The organism is Paraburkholderia unamae (assembly GCF_003096875.1).
GTDB lineage: Bacteria > Pseudomonadota > Gammaproteobacteria > Burkholderiales > Burkholderiaceae > Paraburkholderia > Paraburkholderia unamae.
The window spans coordinates 41,761-65,429 of sequence record NZ_QEOB01000023.1 but is presented as its reverse complement, the minus strand read 5'-3'; the positions used below and the strand labels follow the sequence as shown (position 1 = coordinate 65,429).

The 23,669-nt window shown below is 62.7% G+C and carries 18 protein-coding genes; 7 read left to right on the top strand and 11 right to left on the bottom strand.

Annotation, left to right across the window (positions count from 1 at the left end; all coding sequences use genetic code 11):
* Positions 1-27: 27 nt before the first annotated feature.
* The 4 genes from C7402_RS36055 to C7402_RS36035 form a co-directional block, all read right to left on the bottom strand.
* Complete coding sequence (locus C7402_RS36055) at positions 28-1,032, bottom strand: ABC transporter permease (protein WP_116613977.1); 1,005 nt, start codon at positions 1,030-1,032, stop codon at positions 28-30.
* Positions 1,029-1,967, bottom strand: a complete 939-nt coding sequence (locus C7402_RS36050) for an ABC transporter permease (RefSeq protein ID WP_116613976.1) — start codon at positions 1,965-1,967, stop codon at positions 1,029-1,031. Before C7402_RS36050 ends, C7402_RS36055 begins: the two co-directional genes overlap by 4 nt.
* Positions 1,964-3,484: an ATP-binding cassette domain-containing protein gene (locus tag C7402_RS36045; protein ID WP_372460528.1), complete on the bottom strand. Its 1,521-nt coding sequence runs from the start codon at positions 3,482-3,484 to the stop codon at positions 1,964-1,966. The genes C7402_RS36050 and C7402_RS36045 overlap by 4 nt, the downstream gene beginning before the upstream one ends.
* Positions 3,485-4,722: 1,238 nt before the next feature.
* The gene (locus C7402_RS36035; RefSeq protein ID WP_112175456.1) at positions 4,723-5,019 is read right to left on the bottom strand and encodes an H-NS histone family protein; all 297 of its coding nucleotides are present in this window, start codon (positions 5,017-5,019) and stop codon (positions 4,723-4,725) included.
* A gap of 283 nt (positions 5,020-5,302) precedes the next feature.
* Between C7402_RS36035 and C7402_RS36030 the strand changes: the two genes are divergently transcribed.
* Together C7402_RS36030 and C7402_RS36025 are read left to right on the top strand one after the other, a co-directional pair.
* Complete coding sequence (locus C7402_RS36030; protein ID WP_116613973.1) at positions 5,303-5,644, top strand: H-NS family nucleoid-associated regulatory protein; 342 nt, start codon at positions 5,303-5,305, stop codon at positions 5,642-5,644.
* A 457-nt stretch (positions 5,645-6,101) separates the two neighbouring features.
* Positions 6,102-6,581, top strand: coding sequence for a hypothetical protein (locus tag C7402_RS36025; RefSeq protein WP_244315016.1), 480 nt, complete (start codon positions 6,102-6,104; stop codon positions 6,579-6,581).
* 764 nt (positions 6,582-7,345) lie between these two features.
* On the opposite strand, the gene C7402_RS36020 is transcribed toward C7402_RS36025, so the two are convergent.
* The 6 genes from C7402_RS36020 to C7402_RS35995 all read right to left on the bottom strand — a co-directional run bounded on the left by C7402_RS36020 (position 7,346) and on the right by C7402_RS35995 (position 15,501).
* Positions 7,346-8,512, bottom strand: coding sequence for a Replication protein O (locus C7402_RS36020; protein WP_116613972.1), 1,167 nt, complete (start codon positions 8,510-8,512; stop codon positions 7,346-7,348).
* A gap of 302 nt (positions 8,513-8,814) precedes the next feature.
* On the bottom strand, positions 8,815-9,828 hold the full coding sequence (locus tag C7402_RS36015) for a ParB/RepB/Spo0J family partition protein (RefSeq protein ID WP_133254618.1): 1,014 nt from the start codon (positions 9,826-9,828) through the stop codon (positions 8,815-8,817).
* Positions 9,825-11,063, bottom strand: a complete 1,239-nt coding sequence (locus C7402_RS36010) for a ParA family protein (protein WP_116613970.1) — start codon at positions 11,061-11,063, stop codon at positions 9,825-9,827. The genes C7402_RS36015 and C7402_RS36010 overlap by 4 nt, the downstream gene beginning before the upstream one ends.
* A gap of 1,062 nt (positions 11,064-12,125) precedes the next feature.
* Positions 12,126-13,565, bottom strand: coding sequence for a CoA transferase (locus tag C7402_RS36005; RefSeq protein ID WP_208949062.1), 1,440 nt, complete (start codon positions 13,563-13,565; stop codon positions 12,126-12,128).
* 36 nt (positions 13,566-13,601) lie between these two features.
* Positions 13,602-15,194, bottom strand: a complete 1,593-nt coding sequence (locus C7402_RS36000; protein WP_244315015.1) for a sodium:solute symporter family transporter — start codon at positions 15,192-15,194, stop codon at positions 13,602-13,604.
* A 1-nt stretch (position 15,195) separates the two neighbouring features.
* On the bottom strand, positions 15,196-15,501 hold the full coding sequence (locus C7402_RS35995; RefSeq protein WP_133254617.1) for a DUF485 domain-containing protein: 306 nt from the start codon (positions 15,499-15,501) through the stop codon (positions 15,196-15,198).
* Positions 15,502-15,918: 417 nt separating this feature from the next.
* Between C7402_RS35995 and C7402_RS35990 the strand changes: the two genes are divergently transcribed.
* Positions 15,919-16,863 carry a LysR family transcriptional regulator gene (locus C7402_RS35990; RefSeq protein WP_116613968.1) on the top strand — a complete coding sequence of 315 codons (945 nt, stop codon included), beginning with the start codon at positions 15,919-15,921 and terminating at the stop codon, positions 16,861-16,863.
* A 24-nt stretch (positions 16,864-16,887) separates the two neighbouring features.
* Here C7402_RS35990 and C7402_RS35985 read toward each other — a convergent pair whose 3' ends face one another.
* Entirely contained in the window at positions 16,888-17,613 is a 726-nt protein-coding gene (locus tag C7402_RS35985) for a TetR/AcrR family transcriptional regulator (RefSeq protein ID WP_116613967.1), read from the bottom strand.
* Between the two features lie 346 nt (positions 17,614-17,959).
* Here C7402_RS35985 and C7402_RS35980 point away from each other — a divergent pair, with 346 nt between their 5' ends.
* From C7402_RS35980 to C7402_RS35965, 4 genes are all read left to right on the top strand, one after another.
* Positions 17,960-19,225, top strand: coding sequence for a Zn-dependent hydrolase (locus C7402_RS35980; protein ID WP_116613966.1), 1,266 nt, complete (start codon positions 17,960-17,962; stop codon positions 19,223-19,225).
* A 123-nt stretch (positions 19,226-19,348) separates the two neighbouring features.
* The gene (locus C7402_RS35975) at positions 19,349-20,734 is read left to right on the top strand and encodes an NAD(P)-dependent oxidoreductase (RefSeq protein ID WP_116613965.1); all 1,386 of its coding nucleotides are present in this window, start codon (positions 19,349-19,351) and stop codon (positions 20,732-20,734) included.
* Between the two features lie 57 nt (positions 20,735-20,791).
* A complete protein-coding gene (gene preA, locus C7402_RS35970; protein ID WP_112175478.1) occupies positions 20,792-22,069 on the top strand; it encodes an NAD-dependent dihydropyrimidine dehydrogenase subunit PreA in 1,278 nt (425 codons plus the stop codon).
* 70 nt (positions 22,070-22,139) lie between these two features.
* Complete coding sequence (locus C7402_RS35965) at positions 22,140-23,642, top strand: NCS1 family nucleobase:cation symporter-1 (protein ID WP_112175480.1); 1,503 nt, start codon at positions 22,140-22,142, stop codon at positions 23,640-23,642.
* Positions 23,643-23,669: the final 27 nt, after the last annotated feature.

Genomic DNA, 23,669 nt, shown 5'->3' with positions numbered 1-23,669 from the left:
TCTCCTTCTTTTTTATGTCGGGTGCGCTCAGCGCGGCGCGCGGCCGCCCGCTATCGCTGTCACGGCGATGATCAGCGCGCCGTAGACGAGCGAGCGCACGCCCGCGTCGGCGCCGACGGCGTTGAGGATCGACGTCATCATGAAGAGGAACATCGAGGCGCCCCACACGCCGAGAATCGAGGCTTTGCCGCCTGTCACGAGCGTGCCGCCGATCACCACCACCGCGATCGAAATCAGCATGTACTCGACGCCCATATCGAGCGCCGCGCCACCCGCCACCGCCGAGAGACACACGGCCGTAAGCGAAGCGATTACCGCCGAAAGCACGTAAGCGATGCAACGCGTGCGATGCACGTTCACGCCCGCGAGCCAGGCCGCGCGCGCATTCTGCCCAACTGCCGAAAGCCGGCGGCCGAACACGCAGCGATACATCAGCACCGCGAGCAGCAGCGAGAGCACAGCCGCGAGCCAGGCGAGATACGGCACATGCAGGAAGCGGCCGGTGGCGAAGTTGCCGAGCGCCGCGGGCGGCGCGGGCAAATCCGCGCCTTGCGTGATCGCCACCGACTGGATGATGAAGCTCGACGAGAGCGTAGCGATAATGGGCGGAATGCGCAGCAGGCGGATCAGCGCGTAATTGGCGAGGCCGACCGCGAGCCCGACGCCGATCACGGCCACGATGCCGAGCGCGATGCGCGAGTCCGCGCCGTTCATCACATGCATGCCGATCACGCCCGCGAGCGCGATGGTCGACGGCACCGAGAGGTCGATATTCCCGGTGCCAGACGTGATCACGAGCATCTGCCCGAGGCCGACGAGCACCATGAAAATGCCGTAGACGAGCGCGGTCTGGAGGACATTGGCCGCCACCGGCAAGCCGAAGAAGCCGACGGTTGCGCCCCACACCAGCACGGCGCCGGCAAACGAGAGGGCCCACGGCGCGTCGAGCGCTTTCACGCGCGCAAACAGGTTGCCGCGCACCGGCGGCTCGGGAGGCGGCGCGATGACGCCGCCGGAACGGGGGAGCGTCATTGGCGGTCTCCGTTGCGTTGAAGCAGGACGCGCAGGGAAAGCACGACGATCAGGATCGCGCCCTGCATGCCGACCTGCCAGTCAGACGAAATATTCAAGAATGCCAGGAACGAGGCCGCGAGCGTGAGCGTGATGGCGCCGAGCACGGCGCCTACTACCGAAACACGCCCGCCCACGAACTCGCCGCCGCCGAGAATCACGGCCGCGATCGAGAGCAGCGTGTAGCGCAGCGCGATGTTGGCGTCGGCGGAAGTCGTGAGACCGAGCAACGCGAGCCCCGAGAGCACGCCGAACACGCCCGCCACGGCGTAGAGCATGGCGCGACGTGCGACCAGCGACCAGCCGAAACGGCTTACCGCGCGCGGATTGCCGCCCACGGCGCGACTGCGCACGCCCACCGAGCTGCGCATCAGGAAGACATGCGCGAGCAAGGCGATGAGCACCGACCACACAATGGGCGCGGCGATCAGCGGCGTCTGAAAGCTCATTGCCGTGCCAAGCCATGTGGGGCTCGCGCCACCCGGCGAAGGCAGCAGCACGATCGCAAGCCCGCTCCAGACGAACGACAGACCGAGCGTGACGACGATCGACGGAATGCGGCGGATCTCGATGAGCGCGCCGATCAACGCGTAACCCAGCACACAAGCGGCGAGCGCGAGTACGCCGAGCCACGGATGCTGGTCGAGAATCGTCGCGCCGATGCAGGCGACGAGGCTCACGAACGGCCCGATCGACAGATCAAGGTCGTTGACAGTGATGATCGCAAGCTGGGCGAGCGTCGCGAGCACCAGCGGCACCGCGAGATTGAGCAGCAGATTCGAGCCGAAATAGCTGAAGGTGGCCGGTTGCAGGATCAGGATGGGCACCAGCACCGCGCCCAGCGAGACGACAGGCAACAGCGTGCGCAAACGCGCTTGCGTGAGAACCGTGCTCATGCGGCCTGCTCCTCGAAACTTGCCGCAAGCAGCGCTTCCTCCGTGCATTCGCTCGCGTGCAGCACGCGCGTGACGCGGCTTGAACGGAACACGAACGTACGGTCGCAATACGCAAGTTCGTCGTTTTCGGTCGTGTACCAGACGAACGTGCGGCCCTTCGCGGCTTCGGCTCGCACGAGCGCATAGATCTCGCGCTTGGTGCCGATGTCCACGCCGCGTGTGGGGTCGTCCATCAAAATCAATGCTGCGTTCGAAGCGAGGGCGCGCGCGAACAGCACTTTCTGCTGATTGCCGCCGGAGAGCGAAAGGATATTGGCTTGCATGGACGCGCCGCGAATGCCGATCTTCGTGCGCCACGTTTCCACGAGCGAGCGCGCCGCCCGGAAATCGATTAGCCATCCCGATCGCTTTCGCTGACTATCGACCGCGCCATCAGCGCCGATGCCGCCTCGACCGAGCCAGCGCACGTCGAGATTCTGTGCGATAGACCAGACGGGAAACACGCCGTCGCGGGCGCGGTCGCCTGCCACGAACGCGACGCTGTCACGTGCCGTGCGCTGCGCGATATCGTAAATGGCGAGCAACGCATCGGTCTGCCCCTGCCCCGCCAGGCCACCGAAGCCGATCACTTCACCGCGCGCGGCATTGATTTCGGTGCGCCGGTGCGGCCCGACCATCCAGCGGTACTCGCTTGCAGCCGCTTGCGCCCCGACTGAGGCGCCCGCTACCGCGTGCTCGCGCGGCGCATGCGCCACCTCGACGTGCTGGCCCATTGCCTGAATGATCGCGTCGCGCGTGAGATTCTCGCGCGGCAAAATGCGTATGAGCTTGCCGTCGCGCAGCACCATCACGCGGTCCGACACGCGCTCGATCTCGCCGAGCATGTGCGTGACAAGCAGACACGTCACGCCGCGCGCGTTGGCCTTGCGCACGTAATCGAGCAGTTGTTCGGCGGTGTGCGCGTCGAGGCTGGAAGTGGGCTCATCGAGAATCACGAGCCGCACAAGCGTATCGGTTTCGGTGAACGCACGGGCAATCTCCACCATCTGGCGCTGCGTGAGCGTGAGATCGGACACCAGTTCACTACCGCTCAGTCCATTGCCGGGGAAGATCTCTTCGAGTTTCTCGCGCATCAGCGCGCTCGCGCGTTTGCGCCAGCCGCGCCCGCGCAAACGCGGGTGCACAACGCACATATTCTCGGCAATGCTGAGGTTCGGGCAGAGAGAGAGTTCCTGAAATACGCAGCGCACGCCCGCGCGGCGTGCGGCGTCGGCGTCATAGTGCTGGGTGCGGATGCCGCCGGTTTCGATATACCCGTCGGTTGGCGTGTAGACGCCGGCCAGCACTGCCATCAACGTCGATTTGCCGGCTCCATTGTGGCCCGCAATGCCAACGCATTCGCCCGCCATGAAATCGAAATCGATCTCCGACAAGGCCCTTACATTTCCAAAACTTTTACCGATACCGGAAAACCGTATGAGTGGGGACGCGCCTTCCTTCGACTTGATGTTATCGATCACATCCTTGCTCCGAGAAAACATTCGCAACGCATCTCCTTGCCGATCGCGGACCGCCTCTCGTCCCGGCAAGACAGTAAGCGCCATGAACAGCGCCCGCTACGCGGTGCCAAATGCGTTCTAATATATTAATATTGTGAAAAACGGCCGACCCATAGGGATTTGCCCTATGGGCCTCGCGACAGTGCTTGTCACGGCGGGTGTCTCCTCCCGGAAAATGGGCCTGCTTATTCGTAAGAATTAACCGCCGAAGCAGTTTAAGGACACGATCGATAAATTTCTAATGAGAAAATGAGCGATACCAATATCGGTTTCGATATCAGTATTAACACTGAATGCGGGGTTGACTACAGGACGGTGCGACCGCGGTCAACGGATGCAATGCGGGTCAGTTCGAGCGCAGCCGATATCACGGGTGCTTCGCGGAACGTGCTCGACGATGTCTGGGAAGCAGGCAAATGGCTTGTGGAGACGCTTGCCTCGTTGGCCCTCTAACCCTTATCTCTGGCAAGCAGCGAGGGGCCGCTTTTTCCTCAATAATTCGTTATGCATAATAAATGCCGAATAACGGGTGGGCGCCTTCACGGCGGCGAGCATAAGGAGCCTGAAGGCACCATCCGGTGCCAGGCGCAGTACAGCATTGAAATGCGAATCGAGGATCAACTTCGCGGCACGTTCGCGCGACGCAGGGGCCGTTCTCCGTACGAGCGTGCTGAATGACGCATTTCGCGCGGCCTCCAGACACGGCGACCTGAACGGGCCTGACGCATTCCTGCACAGTCACGTCGCCGGCATAGACCGTTTTCGTCGCCAACGCTCGGGTCGTCAAAAGCGCCGAATGGCAGGTCGATGCGTTCGTGCAGACTCGCGGGAGGAAGCACGGGCTTATGCTCCGCCGGTTCGAAGACACGGGAGAGTTCGAGAAAGATGCGTCTGAACATAGGTTGCTTCCGGATAGCTGCCGTTCCGGACGCCTTTGCCCGAGAAGTTTTTGCCCCGCCCGCTGCGATGTATCCGATCGCACATGGCCAGCGTCGATGCTGGTTTTTGGCGGCCAATCGAGAATGTCCGAGCGCCCTGCCGGGTGACCAGGATGAGCGCCGCCCGACATCTTCAGTCAGCGCAAATTCTCCCTGGAATAAATCCGGAGAACAAGCCCTTTCATAAAGATCGCTTGCCGAGGTCCGATGACTGCCGGTATTGCCGTTGTGGCAATCGATCGTAAGGGACAAGGCACCCTATTCGAGAATCAGGAACTTGTCGCGATTCTTCGCGTCTTTGATCCAGTTTGGTGCGCGTCCCCTGCCGGACCAGGTGGCGCCGGTCGCCGGATCACGATACTTCGCAGGCAGCGCATCGGGCGAGTGTCGCGGCCTGCCGCGACGACTACCAAAGATCTCCCGTTCCGTATATCCGAATTCAGCCACTTTTGCGCGGATATCGGCGAGAACCGCGTCGTATTCCTGTTGCCGAATGGCGGCCGCCTGGCTCTCGAGTTCGGCGAGTTGTGCTTTCAGTTCCTTGTACGTTGCCACGGAATGTCCCCCCATGTGGAAACCACGCGCTCATGATAGTGACTTTTGTCCGATGCTGATCCGAAGCGGGATGACGCCCAAGCTCCTGCTAAATCGCAGTCCAGTTTTCGGCGGAAAGCGGCATATTCGCCGGGAATGGGCAAACCATTCCATGCGCGCCCCGCAGCCCTTCGGCGAATACCCTGGATTAGGTAACGTATGTCAACCGCCGTGCTATGCTTGCGTTATGCGATTTGCGAGCTGCAATTGTGAAGCAGCCTGTCGCATAGAAGGAGTTTCAAGCGTGGATGAACGCAAACGGGATAGCATAATTTCATATCTTCGCCACAGGATGGCGGAGTTCGGGATCGAGCCGGAGGATGTCGCGGCGTCGATCGCAGAAGACCAGCTTCGGCAGCGCGCCGCACGGTACCAGAATGCATCAGGAGAAAAGTGGGACGGCCAGGGCGAGATTCCGCAGTGGCTCGTTCAGGCGATGAGCGCGGGACAATCGCGCGAGCACTTCGCCATCAGCGCCCCGGTCGAGAAACCGGCGGCCAAACGCCGTGAAGTCAACTGGGCCGACGATCCGTTCGCCGGTAGCCGTCTGGCGACCGCAACGCCCGAGCGCGTGGGTACCCTCTGAGCATTCGTGAATCAACGGCGCGGTCGCGACGTTTCTGAAGTGCGTCCAAAGCGGTGCGTCATTGGACCTGGATGGCGCCGAAGTCAGTCCGGAATGGACGGTATCGCCCTTTCAATTGCATTGAGTGCGCGGCTGCCTGCCGGCTCGCGTTGGCCTTGTCTTTATTGCGGGCAAACTCGGGCAATCCGGGCGTCGTTTCTCGCTACCGCCAGACATTGAGTCGTTGTCGCTAACCGCGCGGTTAGTTCTAACGCGGATTCCAGGCATCTATTCGGCTGTGCGACAGCCGAAGCGGCATCACGATCATGGCGTTTTACCGGTATCGTTATCCGCTGGCAGGCCCCTGCCCTGACACTCGCGACTTTGACGCGTCAAAGATGAATTGCGGCATCCACTCTTGACGAGCCGAGACGGATCCCAATATGGCATTTCGATATCCATTAATCGACTATTCGATATGCCTGACAGCAAAAACTATCGATCCTTGCGTCAGCGGTCCGCAGGGGCGCATGCGAAGTCGCTCTTTCTCCCCATGCCCCGGAAGGAAGCCTCGGATCTCGCGTTGCGTGCGCGGATTGCACTGGAGCGTCTGCGTAATGGCGAAGCCAGCCGCTCGCTCGTCAATCTCATTTCGCAGGTTGTGATCATCGCGGGGTTCATCATCCGTGCGGGACATGGGAAGCTCGATATCGCGGAGATTGAACACGCTGAACGTGGGCTCGGACAAGTGCTCTCCGAAGCGGATCACACCGGAAGGTGGAACGTGTCCGAGTCGTTGATCGACGGTATCACTGCCGTGGTCAACGAGTACGACCGTCAACTGTGCGTGACCCGCAGGGAGATCGTTGCCCGGGCGAGCGATCACCTCGGAAAGCTTGTTGATCTCGCCGCGCGTGAAACGCGCACCAATGATAGCCACCTCCAGGTTGCACACTAGCTTCTTCGTGTTTCATCTTGCGCCCGGTGGAACCTGGGTGATCGGGCGTTGCGCTGCTGATATTTCAGGCGTGTGGGTAACATCAACGGCTTCCATCGCCACACGGGTTCCTCCGCCCTACTTACCGATTGAGCCTTTCCATGTCGGCAAGACTCAAATCGTGTTTGCGCCTCAGGTTGCAGATTTGGGTCAGGTCGACTCATACCTGTTTCGCCGCGAGAACGACTTCTTGCTTCTGAAGCTTCGCAAAGTTCGGGGACTAGTAATTTAGGACTACATACCTGTGCGCGAATTTGGCTATCGATGTTCGTTTTCGACGCGGCCGGCTGGTGGGACTTTTCTCTGCATCTAGAAGGATTAACAAGAGGACACGCGCGATAGAGGTGAGCGAGCACAATCTGAAATATATTTAGTAATGCAAACTATAGCTTGATGATATTGGGCGGCAAAGGAGCCACGGGCTATGCTCGGCCAGGCGGACAAACTTGAACACGTCAAAGCCCGGTGTGGGATCGAATGCTCGGCCTACTTCATAAGAAGGCACCGGGAACATCGCTCGCGACTTACCGCCCACTCCCGCGTGCCTAACCAGTATCAAAGACACACATAAGTTCGCACAGGAAGCGCTACGTGATTCGTGTTGCAAAGACGGTGCGGGTCGCAGTGAGATATGTGCTCAACCTTCCGCCGGGCAAGAAGTGCGTAAGCGGCGAGCATTGGTGGCAAATGCCAGAGTCTGAAATCTTCGCCCCGTCTTACCCCGCTCAAGCAGTCGACTGATCTGCACGCATGCCGAGGAAGCTCCTCAGTCCGGCGATATGCGACCGCACGACTTCGGTAACAGGCGCCTTGCCCGGAAGCGACAGGATAGCCACAGGCGGCGCCTGGACAACGCGGCGAATCCGGCCGCCTTGGAGCGCACGCGCAAAGCCTTGCTTCCAGTCGACCGCCACACGCTCCACGCCCTCGTCGACGTTGCAGACCGTGAGTTGCTGGCCATCAGGAGCGATGCTGTAGCGTACCAGGCCGTCGGCGGACTCGAATGTCTCGCCGGCATGCCGTTCTGCAACGACCGTGGCTTCCTTGGCCTGTACGGCGCGTTGCTGCACCTCGAGCTCCGCAGCACGCTTTTGACGGATCTGATACCCAAAATCAACGGGGTTGCGAAGGAGTGCACCGAGATAGTTGATCGGGGTGCGAGCTTGCTTCAGGTGTTCCCACGTGGCTTCGACAACTTCGGAGAGGCGCTTGCCGTGTTCGCGTGCAATCCGCATGAGTTTGAAAATCAGGAAATCAGAAAAACCCAGCACCTTCAGACGCTGAAGATCCGCGGGCACCTGTCCTGATTGTCTCTTTTGAAAAGAAGTAGGGCTAAGATCCTTATATATAGCGCCGTCTGCCACCTTGGCAGACGGACCCTGCAAAGAATCGGATTCGGTAGGCGTGACAGCCGGCGAAGGCAGGGAGGCAGGCGCAGAGACGGCAGGACGGCTCTCAGTGAGGCCGAGCAGATCGGTTGCGCGTTGGGTCAGATGCAGGTACGCGCGACCGAAGAGGCCCGCCTCAACGTAGCGGGACTGCGCGCGCCGATCGATTAGACCCGCGGCTTCCAGATCATCCAGGCTACGGTAGAGCGTGCGCATTGATTGCATCGCGCGTCCGGTCAAAAGCTCGCGACGAGCGAAGACAGCCGCAAAGGGACGCTGAGCATCTACGGTACGCGCCAGCGCGGACAGGAGTGCGCGAGCACGTTGCGGAAGGCCTTCGATATGAGCGGCACGGAATGCTGCCCGGAAAATGACCCAAGGCAGATTGGTTGCGTCGCAACTGAACTCAACAAGCGCCTGCGAGTCCGGTGCGGATACTAAAAGGTGCGTTGCGTCGGGGTGAGCGTCACCCTCGCCAGCAACGTAACGTTGCGCGATAGACATTTTTAGCGGCCAAACCAAAAAATGGTTGGTCAGCGCTTGACTGTCTGTCGCGATCCGCTACACTCGGGTTTAGCGTTAAGCCCTTGCCGGTTCCAGCCGGTGAGTGTAACGAGCGAGGTTCCAGCCAAGCCCGTTGCAAAAGCCCTCGGTTCCAGCCGAGGGCTTTTGTTTTTTCAGGGTTCCGTTAGTTCATATCGACTCTCGGCAGAAGCTCAGAAACTTAAGTCATTGATTTTCAAGGATATCCAAGTTGGATGTTGAGCCGAACCCGGATGCCTTGTTCTGCTAAGTCATTGATTTCATTACTCATCCAAGTTGGATGAGCCTTGTTCTTTCTCCAGCTCCGATCGAATGAAGGCGGAGATCTTCTCGCTCCACTGAGCGGCTTTCTCGCCCCCATCTTTCCCGGCAAAGCGAACGCCAATCACGCCGCTTCTCACCGATACGTCGCAAAGCTTGCGCTTGCCGACCATGATCGCTTCCGCAGCGGGTGCGGCGGTCTTTGGCTTGGCGGGCGCGGCAAGTTCGAGCGCTCTTTCCTGCGTGATCTCCGTCGACTCAATCAAGGCCTTGATGGCATTCGTCACCTCAGCTCCGCGACCTTGCTGCGTCAGCGCGGCGAACTTCGCTGCCGCAGTTCCGCCGAGTCGATGGGGGTTGGTGGCGAGCAGATCTTTCGCTTCGGCGGGCAGATTGTCGAACGACAGAATGCGCGCGACATGGCTCTGCGCCAAACCAGAAAGGCGGATGATCTCCGCCTGCGATAGCCCTTGGTGTTCCTGAATCCGGAGAAATTGCCGGTATTTCTCGAAATCCGGCAGCGAAGGTGCCAGCAGATTGGAGAACAGCGCGGCCAACTCGATTTGGGCCGGCTCGCCGGTGAACGGCACGCCCCAGATCTTCGCGCGATGCAATTGATCCCTGTAGATCGCCACGCGGTTATTGCCGGAAACGATCTCGTTCCGGCCGTCCCCTAGCGGGCGATAGACGATGGGGTGGGTAAGCGGGTTGGAGGCGAGGTTGTCGCGGAGTTCGACGAATTCCTGTTCAGACAAAATGCGGCGACGCCCTGGTATCTCGACAAGCGTAGCGATTTCGACTTCTTGCGCGCCGCTCGTCCCCGCGGATTCCAGTTCCTTGATTCGATCCAGCGCCTGTTGCAGCTCCTTGTCCTTGTCGGCAAGGATCGGCAGCGAAGCCATGAGTTGGCCGGGGGCGGTCTTCGGGCGGCCCGGCACTTCGTTGTCCGGTCGCTGGGGCCGCGGCGCGGCGCCTACGGCCGAGGACTTGGCCGCCAATCGGTCTCTAATGCTCATTCACCCTCCTGTTCTGCTTGCCAGAGCGATACCAGTTGCTGGTCCACAATCTCTGAAAATCGGTCGTATGCCTCACGCGCGCGCTGATACGTCTTCAGGCTTCCCTGGTAGCGCGAGATGTCGTACACGGTGCCAAACTCCGCCGCCGCACTCTGGGTGACGGCCGTTGTCGGAATCTCGATCGGCAAAACCAAACCTTCGTAGGTCTTGTTGATCCAGTCCCGGACGATGGGCGTGGCCGCCTGACTTTGATCGACCTTGGCCAGCAACACGTGGATGAAGTCGAAACTCTTCTGGAGCGCCGGTGCAACCTGTTGCATGCTTTCGGACAGGTCGGCAAAAAGGTTCCAGAATTGCGTTGACGACGCGTAATCCAGCGCGCTCGGCGGCGTGGGGACGATGAGTCCGTCCGCCGCCATGAAGGCATTGATGGTCAGGTACGACAGGGCAGGGGGTGTGTCGATGATGACGACGTCGTAGTACTCGAGCAGCGGATCGAGGCCCTTGTTCAACACGTTCCAGAACTGGAAAGACTGATCCTTCGACTGCTTGAACGGCAGAAAAAACTCCGCGCCGAAGAGCGCGGCGCTTGCCGGAATCAGGTGGATGCCGTCCCAGTACGTGCCCTGAACGGCGTACTCCAGATCGGTCTGATCCCCGTAGATCAGCGGGAGGACGGTTTGTTCGTCCGTCACTTCGCTGTCGGCCAGGATGCCGTTGAGTGCCGTGAGCGATGCCTGCGGATCGAGGTCGACCAGCAGAACCTTGCGCCCAAACAGCGAGAGGCCCTGGGCGAGCGTCATTGCGGTCGTGGTTTTACTCACGCCGCCCTTGAAGTTACCGATGGCGATCTTCTTGCCGAGCACGCCTTCCGGGCGCTTGACGTACGGGGCGACGCGGTCGATCCAGACGCGTGTTTCCTGCAACGTGAATTCGCGGCTGCGGCTGTGGCGCAGCGTACCCTGCGGGAGGTCCGGTTCGGTGCGCGAAAGGTAGTGCATTCGCTGCCTGTCGAGATGACATAGTTCAGCGACTTGCGTTGTGGTAAAAACAGGGGGATGCTTACGCGGATGCGGCGCCAGCATGCTTTCGCGCACGTCGATCAGCATGCCGCTCGCGTTGACTGCAATTTCCTTGATGTCGGAAAGCGGTCGGCGCTTCGGTGCGCTCTTCAGCTGGATGGACATCTGCGATGCCGGTCCCTTTGTAGCGCGCGGGCGTGCGACGGTATTCATTGGTTAGCTCCCAATTAGCCTCCCGGTGCGAGTTTCGCTTCCGAGTATTCGTTTCAACAAAGAAATCGAAAATGAGCTACTGCGTGTTGAATTTCACAGAAGAATAGAGGTTAACCTCGGGCTGTGCAAGTTAACTTTTCGGTCTGTCACCATCTTGAAACCCGCTTCGCTCCTGGGGTTGCCGGAAAAACCTCGAAACTGGTTCAGTAGCGCGTCAGTTTTTGAGATCCGGATGGCCGCTGCGGACGGATTTTCAGTGGCAGATTGGGGCGTCAGCGATGAAACGGCGCGGTTGCAGCGCGTTTGGATGGCGGTGGAAACGGCCGCTTGGCCGCGCGCCAGCATGACGCAGGGCCGACTGGGGTCCCGTGTCTACGATTCGTTGGTTTTGGAACATTTGGCCGATCATTCGGCCGATCGCCCGTTTGAGCGTCTAATCGCTCGTCCGGGGATCAGACGTTGTGAAACAATCGGCGACAAATCAGCGAATTGCTGAATGGAAATATAATCAATGGGTTAGCGTGAATCGCGCCCCATTGTTTCACGCGCCAGGCGTATTCGGCGCCGGATGAAGCCGGGCGATCAACATGGGCGCGCCGTGCTTGCAGTCATTTCCCTAATTCACAAGCTCAATGTGATTTTTGCTACGTAATGTGTAGTGCATTACATGTAGCAAGTCATTATCAAGCTGGAACGCCGGCCCGAGGCGAGGGCAGTCATCAAGAAGAGAAGGGCTGCCGGGCAGCGAAGCGGCGCCACGCGCAACCTGATGGGTGACGCGCCGGCGTCAACCGCCGTAGTTCAGACAGGCAATCTCCACGCATCGACTGTGGTGCCGCCCGGGTAGCTGGCGAGACTTGGTGCAAACCATCGTCTTCAGGTCATCGACGACACGCGCGGGCAGGTCTACCCACGCCGCGCGAAAGAAAGTCGCGCCAGGCATTCGCACGAGCCATAGATTGTGACTAAATGGTCAATGAAGGTGCTCGGCGAACTATGGCGCAATTCGGATCCGGCCGAACCCGCGACAGGCAAGCCCGGCCGTCATCGCCGCACTCGCCCTCAACGCGGCAACCACACCGGCTCGCCGCTGCCCAGTTCAGGAGTCGTCCCGAACCACGTGCACGGTGTTTCCGACATGCGCAAGACCGGCCCGAGCGTATTCAGGTCGCCGTACACGGTGCCGTCGCTGCGGACCGCGAGCGCTTCGAACTCTGCCGGAGTCAGGCCGCCGGGCGCATTGGCGAAGTCATCCAGCAGACCCTGACGTTGCAGCAGCATGGCGGACTGACAAAGCGACACCTGCACACGATAGGTGCCGCCTTCGCGGGCGCGCCGCGCGAGCGCGATCAACGCGCCGAACGTGGCGAGGAAGCCGGTGAGGAAGTCGCAGGTGAACACGGGCGTGAGTTGCGGTCTACCCGCGCCGGTCGCGAGCCCTTGCGTCACGCACATGCCGGTAACTGCCTGAGCGATCTGATCCCAGCCGGCGCGATCCGCGAAGGGGCCGCCGGAACCGAAGCAGTTCACGGACACGTGAATCAGGCCGGGGCGCAGCCTGACCAGTTCGCCCACGCCAAAGCCGTGTGCGGCGAGCCGGTCCGGGCGATAGCCGTCGATCACGACGTCGGCGTCTTTGACGAGTTCGCGCAAGCGCGCGGCTTCCTCCGCGCGGCCCATGTCGAGGAAGCAACTGCGCTTGCCGTGACTCGTGTCGCGCACAAACGAAGGGACCTGTGGCAGCTGCGAAGCGGTGACCATCAGCACGTCCGCGCCATGCTCGGCCATCCCCAGCCCGGCGGTCGGCCCCGCGAGAATGCGCGTGTGGTCGAGCACGCGGATGCCGGACGCGGGACGCTCGCCGGGCGGCAGGGGTTCCGGTTCGCCCTCGGCGAGCTTGGTGATCTCGACCACGGGCCGGCTTGCCAGATACGCACCGTGTGGATGCGCCAGCCATTCCTCAGGTGTGCGAACCTTGCCCGCGCAGGCTTGCGCGGCGGCGATGGCGTCTTCAAGTGCGTCCGAATCCCAGCGCGCCACGCCGGCACGGACCGACTCGACCGTGCTTTGGCTGTCGAGCACGTCGAGCACCCGCCGTTCAAGGTGCGCCAGATTGGTATGGGGCAACACCCAGCGGCCGTCGCGCGCCTGCCATGGCTGCGTGAGCGAGACCATGTGCTTCATCGCGTCGGAATAGGGAATCGGCCGGTACTCGCCGTGTTCATCGCGCCGCAATGTCATGTCGCCGCCGTAGCGCGAGGTTGCCGCCGCTGCGCGCACGTCAATGCTGATTGCCTGTCTGCGCCCCGTGCGCAGCTCCCAGAGATCGTTCGCCGCGACGCCGCGCGCCGCAAGCACGCCTGCCGACGTTTCGCCGATCCGGAATGGCGACGCGTAGAGCGGGTCCGAACCGGCGATATGGACCTCGTCGGCGCCAGGCGGCGTGCCGCCGCGGATGGCCATGAGTTCGGCGTAGGCGCCGTTCCTGTGTAGTGTGTTCATGCTGTCTGCCTTGTGACGAGAGGGATTCGGGTGGAGTTAGGAGAGTTCGCCGGCGGGTACGCGCGCCGGGCTGCGCTCGAGCAGCGAGACGACGATGCCGACCGCGAACGCGAGCGGCACGGTGATGATGGCGGGCGGGTCGATCGGCACCGCGGGAGCCGGAAAGCCGAGCACGGCAACCCAGATCGACGGGCCCAGGATCGTCAGCAGCAACGATGCGACGAGTCCCGCGCCGCCGCCGCACAGCGCGCCGAGTGTCGTGAAGCGCTTCCAGTAGATCGCGAGGATGAGCACCGGGAACGTGGACGAGCACGAAATCGAGAACGCCAGGCTGATCATGTACGCGATGTTTTGCGTCCTGAATGCCAGGCTCAGGGCGACGGCGATCGCGCCGATCAGGACGACCGCAACCTTCATCACGGTCATTTCCGTCTTCTCCGCTTTTTCGGGGTCGCGACGGTGTCGTGTCAGGGCGCCGTAAATGTCGTGGCTGATGGCGGTCGCGCCCGACAAGGTGAGCCCGGAGACGACTGCGAGTATCGTCGCGAAGGCCACGGCCGCGAGAAAGCCGAACAGCGTGTCGCCGCCCAGCACATAGGCCAGATGCAGTGCGGCCGTGTTGCCGCCGCCGATCAGGCCGCCGTGCGCGTCGAGGAACTGCGGATGCTTGCGCAGCAAATAGAGCGCACCAAACCCGATGATGAAAATCATGGCGTAGAAGCTGTTCATCAGGATGGTGGCCCACAGCACCGAGCTGCGCGCGGCCTTCGCGTCGGGAACGGTGAAGAAGCGCATCAACACGTGCGGCAGGCCGGCCGTGCCGAGCATGAGCGCGATACCCAGCGAAAACGCCGAAAGCGGACTCTTCGAGAACGAGGCCGGGGCGAGAATGCCGTGACCCGCCTTGTGCACCGCGGTGGAATCCGCAAGCAGCGCGCCATAGCTGAAGCCGGTTTGTTTCAGCACGAGCACGCAGAGCAGTGCGCAGCCGGAAATCATCAGTACGGCCTTGATGATCTGCACCCACGTAGTCGCCATCATGCCGCCGAAGGTGACATACAGGATCATGAGCGCGCCGACCAGCAGCACTGCATATAGATAGTCGATGCCGAACAGGATTTCGATCAGTTGCCCTGCGCCGACCATTTGAGCGACGAGGTAGAACAGCACGATAATCAGTGAAGCGCACGCGGAAAACACACGTATCGAAGGGCCGTTCAAACGCGCACCGACGACGTCGATAAACGTATATCGCCCCAGTTTGCGCATGCGGCTTGCCATCAGGAACACGACGATAGGCAGTCCTGTGGTGTAGCCCACGGCGTACACGAGACCGTCGAAGCCCTTGGAGAACACGAGCGCGGTCAGCCCGAGCAGCGCGCCGGCGGACATCGCGTCGCCGGCGATGGCGAGACCGTTCTGAAGGCCGGTGATCTGCCCACCCGCGGTGTAATAGTCGCTTGCGGTACGGGTGCGCCTGGCGGCCCACCACGTAATGCCGAGTGTGATGGCGATAATGCCCAGAAAGAGCGCGATGGCGATGCCGCTCGTGGCCTGTGCATGCATGCCGGCAGCCATTGCATTCGAGGCGAGGCCCGGCAGAATAAGCAATAAACAAAGGGCTTTCACTTCACTCTCCTGCGCCACTGTTGGCAACGCCGACGTACACGGCGGTCAATACGATTCCGCATGCGATGACCGCCAGTCCGCTCAGAAAGGAAAGCGGAATGCCGATGTCGAAAACGTCTTTTTCCAGCAGTGCGGGATGAAACGTGCATAGCGAAATAAACGTGAAAAACACGGCGACCTGAATGACGGTCAAGGTGATGCCGAGGCCGGTGTGTTCGTCGCGGTCGGATGACGACGCGCAGAGGGGGATGCCTGCTGTATCCATAGTGGGTGTGCGCTTGGCGAGTGTCTCGGGTAGTGGGTTCAAACACGCTCCCGGCCGGTGCGGCCAGGAGGAGGAAGTGCGGAAACACGCCGGAGGCGACGCAGGGGGTATGCCACTGACCCGCGCGTTCACTCGTGGAGATAGAAGCCATTCGATTGAATGATGGCTCGCCGCTTTTTTACGGCGTATCTGGGCAAACAGCACGCCTGAATCCGCTTTCGTGCGGCAATTCAATGCACGACACAGGCGTGACTTGTGCACCACAGTCGAACTGCCGCTGTGGGTGATGCGTCAATCGCGGGCGGTGAAGTGACGTCGCGGTGCATTTTCCGGTTTCAAACCACCCGGTAGCCATGGCATGAACATTGCCCGCTTCCACGCGTGTTCAGCGCGACGTCATTCGGTCAAAACGCTGAACGCGTGTTGTCTGGAATCGAACATCTGGGGAGGGCGGATTGCATGGATTCGGGAGATCTGACTTATTTCGCGGCGGTGGCGCGCACGGGAAGCATCACCAAGGCGGCGTTGTTTCTGGATACCGTGCAGTCCAATGTCACCCAACGGATTCGCCGTCTGGAGGAAGAACTCGGCGTACCGCTATTCCATCGTCATGGTCGAGGCGTGTCGCTCACGCCCGCGGGATCGCAACTGCTTCCCTACGCCAGCCAGATCGATCACATGATGGTCGAGGCGCGCCGCGCCATTGTCAGCGAATCGACGCCGGGCGGCATCCTGCGCATCGGCTCGATGGAGTCGACCGCCGCCGCCCGCTTGCCGGACGCGCTCGTCGACTATGCGCTGGAGTATCCACGAGTCGACATTTCGCTCTCGACGGGGACGTCGCAGTCCTTGATCGAGGACGTGCTTGAGCGGCGAATCGAAGGCGCGCTGGTGTGCGCACCGGTCGATCACGTCGATCTGGTATCGGAAGGCCTCGTGACCGAGGAACTGGTCGTGGTGACCGCGCCCTGGGTCCGGCACGCCCAGCATGATCACCGCTACCCATGGGCCGAGTCGCGCGGCGAACTGAAGATCGCCATCCTCCGTCACGGCTGTGCGTATCGCGAGCGCCTCGAACGCCTCTTGATTCGCAGAGGCGTGACCAGCATCAAGCGCATGGAACTGGGCACGCTCGACGGGCTGCTAGGTTGCGTTCGCGCGGGCCTCGCGATCAGTCTGCTGCCGAGGTCGGTTGTCGCGCCAATGGCCGAGGCGGGCAAGATCGCCATTCATGCGCTGCCGGACGACGAGGGTGTGGCCGAAACGCTGCTCGTGCGCCGCCGCGACGTATTTTTGTCGCTCGCGCTGAAGTGTTTCATCGACACACTGCGCGAACACTTCGGGACGGCGGCCGAGGCGCAGCCTCGCGCCGGTGAGGTGCCGCGCGAAGTCTCCGCGCGCTAGCCGCCCGCAACCGGCCGAGCGTTTTCACGGCGAGCGCGCGCCGCTCGCACGCAGGATCATGCGCACGACTTCCTCCGTCGTCGCCTCGAAGGCTTTCGCCGATAGCGCGCGCTTGCCCGAGAGAGCGCGAATCTGCGCCTCGAAATCGGCATAGTGCTGCGTGGTCGCCCAGATCATGAAGAGCAGCGCTTGCGGATCGACGCTCGCGAGCAGGCCCTGGGCGATCCATTGGTCGATCAGCTTCACGCGCGTTTCCATCCACGGCTTCACACGCTCCAGCAGAATGTCCTGCATGTGCGTCGCGCCGCTGATGATCTCATTGGCCCACACCTTCGAGCCGAGCGGCCTGCGCCGCGAAAGCGCCATCTTCGCTCGCACGTAGCCGCCAATCGCTTCGACCGGATCGTCGCTCGCATCGAACGTGTCGGCAGCGGCGTTCCATTCCTCGAACAGATCGTCGAGCACGCGCCAGTACAGCGCCAGCTTGGTTGGGAAGTAGTAGTGCAGATTGGCCTTCGGCAAGCCCGCGCGCTCCGCGATCAGCGCGGTGCTCGCGCCTTCGAAACCGCGCTCGGCGAATACGGCCTCGGCGCAGGCGAGCAGATGCGCTTCGTTCGATGCGCGAATCGAGGCCTTGCGCCGCTGCGGATTGTGCGCCGCGTCAGCGGCTTCCTGCCTTTCCCGCACCTGCCCGGCGGCGCGCGGCGCAATGGCTGTGGTTCGCGTGGTCGTTTCGTCGTCGCGCATCACATTCGGTCCGTTCTGAAGAAAAGAGGCGCGGCGCGGTGGTCCGCGTGCATGCCGGGTTCATTGTAGTCACGATGTAAGCGTCTCGTGCATTCGCGAGCCTTGGGGAAAACGCGTGGACGCACGCGGCCCTTTTTCGCGCACTGCAACATCGGTGGCACGCTTCTCGCTGGTAATACCGCATTGAATTCGCGAAGTTTATCGCCTACAACCTGTCCAATCGGACAGGATTCGAAGAGCGGGGTTTCGCGACCCGCGAAGCGCCATCGAAGCGTGCACCGCCCTGGTTCCTCGCGCCCCGAACAGTGGCATGAGTGCACGGTTGACGAACATGCACAGGAGAGTACGTATGAACGCAGTGAGCGAAGCCGCGCTGACAACCGCGATCCACGTGAACGGCCAGCGCTTGTGGGACAGCCTGATGGAGATGGCGAAGATCGGCGCGACACCCAAGGGCGGCGTGTGCCGCCTCGCGCTCACCGACCTCGACAAACAGGGGCGAGATCTCATCGTGCAATGGGCGAAGGAGGCGGGCTGCACGGTGAGCGTCGATCAGATGGGTAACGTGTTCATGCGCCGCGCGGGGCGCAACAACGACCTGCCGCCCGTGATGACCGGCTCGCACGCCGACTCGCAGCCCACGGGCGGCCGCTTCGACGGCATCTACGGCGTGCTGGGCGGGCTCGAAGTGATCCGCTCGCTCAACGACCACGGCATCGAAACCGAGCGCCCCGTTGAAACCGTGATCTGGACTAACGAGGAAGGCTCGCGCTTCGCGCCCGCGATGGTGGCCTCGGGCGTGTTCGCGGGCGTGTTCACGCTCGACTACGGGCTGTCGCGCAAGGACATCGAAGGCAAGACCATCGGCGAGGAACTCCAGCGCATCGGCTACGCGGGCGACCTGCCGTGTGGCGGCCGCCCGATTCACGCGGCGTTCGAACTGCATATCGAGCAGGGGCCGATTCTCGAAACCGAAGACAGGACCATCGGCGTCGTGACCGACGCCCAGGGCCAGCGCTGGTACGAGGTCGTGCTGACGGGCCAGGAAGCGCATGCGGGCCCCACGCCCATGCCGCGCCGCCGCGACGCGCTGCTGGGCGCCTCGCGCGTGGTGCAGCTCGTGAATGAAATCGGCCTGCGCCACGCGCCGCTTGCCTGCGCGACGGTCGGCATGATGCAGGTGCACCCGAACTCGCGCAACGTGATTCCGGGCCGCGTGTTCTTCACCGTCGACTTCCGCCATCCGCTCGATGACGTGCTCGCAAAGATGGACGCCGAACTGCGCGAAGGCATTGTGAAGATCGCGGAGCAAGGCAAGCTGGAAGCCCAGGTCGAGCAGATCTTTTATTACGCGCCGGTTCCGTTCGACGAGGCCTGCGTGAAGTCCGTGCGTGCGGCGGCCGAGCGGTTCGGCTACTCGAATCGCGACATCGTTTCGGGCGCGGGCCACGACGCCTGCTATCTCGCGACGGTCGCGCCGACCTCGATGGTGTTCGTGCCGTGCATCGACGGCATCAGCCACAACGAGGTGGAGGACGCGACGATCGAATGGATCGAGGCGGGCGCGAACGTGCTGCTGCACGCCATGCTCGAACGCGCGAGCGAACCCGGCTGAACAGGTTGACGCTGAAGCAAGCGGCCTGAGAGCCGCGCTGAATTTCCCGCTTTCCCCACGTACCGGCTGCGCCTTTCACGCGCTGCCGGCGGACCCGTGTTTTGCCTCGCAAGGAGCATCCGGATGTCCCAGTCCACCTCGAATGCCGCCGACGGCATCGCCGCAGGCCGCCTCACCGCCGAACAGCTAGGCTGCAACTTCGCCGACGTCGCGCCACCGCTGTCCGCCAATGCAGCCGTGATTGCCTCAGACCGCTGCCATTACTGTTACGACGCGCCGTGCGTTGCGGCCTGCCCGACCGGCATCGACATTCCGGGCTTCATTCGCAAGATCGGCAACGGCAACCTCAAGGGCGCGGCGCGCGATATCCTGAGCGCGAATCCGCTGGGCGGCATGTGCGCGCGCGTGTGCCCGACCGAGATTCTTTGCGAAGGCGCGTGCGTGAGAAATCATCAGGATGGCGAACCGGTTCAGATCGGCGCGCTGCAACGCCATGCCACCGACTTCCAGATGGCGCGCGAAGCGGCAGGCGCCCCGGCGCTTTTCAGGCGCGCAAGCGAAACGGGCCGCCGCGTCGCCGTGGTCGGGGCGGGCCCGGCCGGTCTCGCCTGCGCGCATACGCTCGCGCTCGCCGGGCATAGCGTGAGCGTGTTCGATGCGCGCGAGAAGCCGGGCGGCCTCAACGAATACGGGATCGCGGCGTACAAGACCGTGGACGACTACGCGCAACGCGAGGTGCAGTGGCTGCTCTCCATCGGCGGGATCGAGTTGCGCCAGGGGCAACGCCTTGGCCGCGACGTCACGCTCACCGAGCTGCGCGCGGCGTATGACGCCGTGTTCATCGGCGTGGGCCTCGGAGGCACACACGCGCTGTCCATCGAAGGCGAGTCGCTCGACGGCGTGCTCGATGCCGTCGATTTCATTGCGCGCCTGCGCGATGCCGACGATCTTTCCACGCTGCCCGTGGGCCGCAAGGTCGTGGTGATCGGCGGCGGCAATACCGCAATCGACGCAGCGGTGCAAAGCCGCAAGCTGGGCGCCGAACAGGTGACGCTCGCGTATCGGCGCGGTGCGGCGCAAATGAGCGCCACGTGGGCCGAGCAGGAATTCGCGCGCACGCAGGGCGTCACGCTCGTCGAGTGGATGAAGCCGCTGCGCATCACGGGTGGCACGCATGTCCAGACCGTGGAGTTCGAGCGCACCGCGCTCGATGCGAACGGGGCATTGCGCGGCACCGGCGAGATCGTACGCGTGGAAGCCGACGTCGTGTTGAAGGCGATCGGCCAGACGCTCTTGCCCGAAGGGCTCGACGGTTTGCAGCTCGACGAGCGCGGCGTGCGCATTGCCGTGGACGCGCACGGCGCGACGTCCCTCGCGGGCGTTTTCGCGGGCGGCGATTGTGCGGGCCACGGCGCGGCCGACCTCACCGTGCAGGCCGTACAGGACGGCAAGCTTGCCGCGCGCGCGATCGACCGCTACCTCGCGAGCCAGTCCGCGAGAGCGGCGTGAGCCAAACGCGCCACCCGAAGAGCCCATCGAATCCAGATAAAACGAAGGAGTCGCATCATGGCCGACCTGCGCTGCAAGATTGCCGGTATCGAATCGCCGAATCCGTTCTGGCTCGCCTCCGCGCCGCCCACCGACAAAGCCTATAACGTCAACCGCGCGTTCGAGGCGGGCTGGGGCGGTGTGGTCTGGAAGACCCTCGGGCTCGACCCGCACGTGGTGAACGTGAGTTCGCGCTATGGCGCGACCACGTGGCGCGGCCAGCGCATCGCGGGCCTGAACAACATCGAGCTGATCACCGACCGGCCGCTCGACGTGAACCTCAAGGAAATCGCCCAGGTCAAGCGCGACTGGCCCGACCGGGCGCTCATCGTCTCGCTGATGGTGCCCTGCACCGAGCACGACTGGAAATGGATCCTGTCGCAGGTGGAGGATACCGGCGCCGATGCGGTGGAGCTGAACTTCGGCTGCCCGCACGGCATGAGCGAGCGCGGCATGGGCGCGGCCGTGGGGCAGGTGCCCGAGTACATCGAAATGGTCACGCGCTGGGTGAAGGAGGGCACGCGCCTGCCTTGCCTCGTGAAGCTCACGCCCAACGTGACGGACATCCGCCACGGCGCACGCGCGGCGCTCAAGGGCGGCGCGGACGGTGTCTCCCTCATCAACACGATCAACTCGATCGTGGGCGTCGATCTCGACGTGATGGCGCCGCTGCCCACCGTCGACGGCAAAGGCACACACGGCGGCTACTGCGGCCCCGCCGCGAAACCCATTGCGCTGCACATGGTCGCGGAGATTGCGCGCGACCCGCAAACCCATGGCTTGCCGATCTCCGGCATCGGCGGCATTTCCGACTGGCGCGACGCCGCCGAATTCATCGTGCTGGGCGCGGGAAGCGTACAGGTTTGCACCGCCGCGATGCATTACGGATTCCGAATCGTCAACGACATGATCGACGGCCTGTCGAACTGGATGGACGACAAGGGCTACGCCAACCTCGACGCCATTCGCGGCCGCGCCGTGCCCAATGTCACCGACTGGCAATACCTGAACCTCAACTACGACATCAAGGCGCGCATCGATCAGGACCGCTGCATTCAATGCGGGCTTTGCCACATCGCGTGCGAGGACACCTCGCATCAGGCCATCACCGCCACGCGCGACGGCAAGCGCCACTTCGAGGTGGTCGATGCGAACTGCGTCGGGTGCAATTTATGCATGCATGTGTGCCCGGTCGATCAATGCATCACGATGGAACGCGTGGACTCGGGCCGCTACGCGAACTGGACCACGCACCCGAACAACCCCGCGCGCGTGGCCGACCCCAAGGCGGCCTGAAACACCAAAGCGATACCGCAAGCCGAACGAGCCATACAAAACCCACGACAAGACACGGAGAACCTGCACCATGAGCCAGCCCCTAGCCGGCGACGCCAGCGCGCGCCGGGCCGAAAGCGAGCTATACAACGACGACCTCGCGCCCACGGGCGTCGCGCAGCGCACCTGGCGCTGGTATCACTTCGCGGCATTGTGGGTGGGCATGGTGATGAACATCGCCTCGTACATGCTCGCCGCCGGCCTCACGGAACAGGGCATGTCGCCGTGGCAGGCGGTGCTCACGGTGCTGCTCGGCAATCTCATCGTGCTCGTGCCGATGCTGCTTATCGGGCATGCGGGCACGAAATACGGCATTCCCTATGCCGTGCTGGTGCGCTCGTCGTTCGGCACGCGCGGCGCGAAGCTGCCGGCCATGCTGCGCGCGATCGTGGCGTGCGGCTGGTACGGCATCCAGTCGTGGCTTGGCGGCAGCGCCATCTATACGCTCGTCAATATCCTTACGCACAATGCGCTGGTGGGCGACGCGCTGCCCTTTCTCGGCATCTCGATCGGCCAGGGCGCGTGCTTCCTGCTTTTCTGGGTGCTGCAACTCTATTTCATCCTGCACGGCACCGACTCGATCCGCTGGCTCGAAAGCTGGTCCGCGCCCATCAAGGTCGTGATGTGCGTGGTGCTCGTGTGGTGGGCCTGCTCGAAAGCGGGCGGCGTGGGTTCGATGCTTTCGCAACCCTCGCAGTTCGCGGCGGGCGGCAAGAAGGCGGGCCTGTTCTGGGCGACGTTCTGGCCGAGCCTCACCGCCATGGTGGGCTTCTGGGCCACCCTCGCGCTGAACATTCCCGACTTCACGCGCTTCGCGAAAACGCAAAAGGACCAGTTCGTGGGCCAGGCCATCGGTCTGCCCATTCCGATGGCGTTGCTCTCGGTGGTTTCCGTGGTCGTGACCTCGGCCACGGTGGTCATCTACGGCAAGGCGATCTGGGACCCCATCGACCTCACGAGCCGCATGGAAGGCGTCGGCGTGGGCATCGCGCTCATCATCCTCACGCTCGACACGATGTGCTGCAATCTCGCCGCGAATCTCGTCGGCCCGGCCTACGACTTTTCGAGTCTCTGGCCCAAGGGCATTTCGTACAAGGCAGGCGGGTTGATCACCGCGGGTATCGCCATCGTGATGATGCCGTGGAAGATTCTCGCGACCACGCAGGGCTACATCTTCACCTGGCTCGTCGGTTATTCGGCACTGCTCGGGCCCGTGGCGGGCATCCTCATGGTCGATTACTTCCTCGTGCGCGGCACGCGCCTCGACACGGCCCAGTTATTCGAGGAGAACGGCGAATACGCCTACACGAACGGCTGGAATCTCGCGGCCGTGATCGCGCTGGCCGCAGGCGTGTTGCCGAACCTGCCGGGCTTTCTGAACATCGCGTTTCCGGACGCGTTTCCCTCTGTGCCCGACGCGTTCAAAAGCATTTACACCTATGCGTGGTTCGTGGGGCTCGCGATCGCCTCGCTCGTCTACGGCGTGCTGATGAAGCTCGGCAAGAGCCGCCGCCCGAGCGTTGCGAGCGCGTGAGCCGTTTCCACGCCGATTCAACCCAAG

What these genes read in the sequence shown, in the direction of transcription:
- C7402_RS35965 (WP_112175480.1), top strand. Translation starts at nt 22,140, where the DNA reads ATGAGCCAGCCCCTAGCCGGCGACGCCAGCGCGCGCCGGGCCGAAAGC.
- C7402_RS36055 (WP_116613977.1), bottom strand. Translation starts at nt 1,032, where the DNA reads ATGACGCTCCCCCGTTCCGGCGGCGTCATCGCGCCGCCTCCCGAGCCG.
- C7402_RS36015 (WP_133254618.1), bottom strand. Translation starts at nt 9,828, where the DNA reads ATGAGCATTAGAGACCGATTGGCGGCCAAGTCCTCGGCCGTAGGCGCC.
- C7402_RS36025 (WP_244315016.1), top strand. Translation starts at nt 6,102, where the DNA reads ATGCCTGACAGCAAAAACTATCGATCCTTGCGTCAGCGGTCCGCAGGG.
- C7402_RS35980 (WP_116613966.1), top strand. Translation starts at nt 17,960, where the DNA reads ATGAACGCAGTGAGCGAAGCCGCGCTGACAACCGCGATCCACGTGAAC.
- C7402_RS36010 (WP_116613970.1), bottom strand. Translation starts at nt 11,063, where the DNA reads ATGAATACCGTCGCACGCCCGCGCGCTACAAAGGGACCGGCATCGCAG.
- C7402_RS36050 (WP_116613976.1), bottom strand. Translation starts at nt 1,967, where the DNA reads ATGAGCACGGTTCTCACGCAAGCGCGTTTGCGCACGCTGTTGCCTGTC.
- C7402_RS36005 (WP_208949062.1), bottom strand. Translation starts at nt 13,565, where the DNA reads ATGAACACACTACACAGGAACGGCGCCTACGCCGAACTCATGGCCATC.
- preA (WP_112175478.1), top strand. Translation starts at nt 20,792, where the DNA reads ATGGCCGACCTGCGCTGCAAGATTGCCGGTATCGAATCGCCGAATCCG.
- C7402_RS36020 (WP_116613972.1), bottom strand. Translation starts at nt 8,512, where the DNA reads ATGTCTATCGCGCAACGTTACGTTGCTGGCGAGGGTGACGCTCACCCC.
- C7402_RS35990 (WP_116613968.1), top strand. Translation starts at nt 15,919, where the DNA reads ATGGATTCGGGAGATCTGACTTATTTCGCGGCGGTGGCGCGCACGGGA.
- C7402_RS35975 (WP_116613965.1), top strand. Translation starts at nt 19,349, where the DNA reads ATGTCCCAGTCCACCTCGAATGCCGCCGACGGCATCGCCGCAGGCCGC.